Genomic DNA, 296 nt, shown 5'->3' on the forward strand with positions numbered 1-296 from the left:
GCCTTGGCCTTGTCCTTGGGCTTGTAAGGACGAGCTGGCATCACCGCCACCTGATAGTGCTCGGCCAACTGCTGGTAGCTGGGGTTGAGCTCGGGATCGTATCGGCAAGCCTTGCTGACACCGCTCTTGAGGTTGTCGGGGATCAGCAGTGCCGGTGTCCCGCCGAAAAACTCAAAGGCACGGACATGGCTTTGCAGCCAGTCCGGCAGTGACTGTGACCAGGTGGCCTCGGCAAAGGTGTAGTTGGACGCACCGAGCACGGCGACAAAGACTTGTGCCTGACGGACCTCACCCGT

At 60.8% G+C, this 296-nt stretch carries 1 protein-coding gene; it reads right to left on the minus strand.

Annotated elements, in window-relative coordinates; genetic code table 11:
• The coding region (locus tag J9892_RS25235; RefSeq protein ID WP_210538916.1) for a DDE-type integrase/transposase/recombinase at positions 1 to 296 on the minus strand (296 nt) is incomplete at both ends.

It is taken from the genome of Aeromonas sp. Prich7-2 (assembly GCF_017939255.1).
In the GTDB taxonomy this organism is placed as follows: Bacteria; Pseudomonadota; Gammaproteobacteria; order Enterobacterales; family Aeromonadaceae; genus Aeromonas; species Aeromonas caviae.